This window comes from Crenobacter sp. CS_VA4, from assembly GCF_055597485.1.
Genome location: NZ_JBVMAE010000149.1, coordinates 1 through 256, shown reverse-complemented (window position 1 = coordinate 256; position 256 = coordinate 1). Strand labels below are relative to the sequence as shown.

The window sequence follows — 256 nt, the reverse complement described above, 5'->3', positions numbered from 1 at the left end:
CACCATGCGTCCCAGGGTTGCCAGTCGCCCCCTGTCAGGCGGTAGATCGTCGTCCCAACATCGCCAATCGCGTAATCCGGCAATGGCAGCGCATATTGATCAATCGCCTGTCGAATCAGCGCTTGATCGCGACCGGTGACATAGGCCAGACGCAGCTCCGGGTGCTGCGCAACCGCCTGAAAAAGAGCGCGTGCACCGGCGGACTCGGGCTCAAAACCATTGGGCAGCAAAGTGCGGTCAAGATCTGTGCATAACA

1 protein-coding gene is annotated in these 256 nt (G+C 59.8%); it reads right to left on the bottom strand.

Annotation, left to right across the window (positions count from 1 at the left end):
* The coding region (locus ACZ2IA_RS23100) for an HAD family hydrolase (RefSeq protein ID WP_470294918.1) at positions 1-256 on the bottom strand (256 nt) is incomplete at both ends.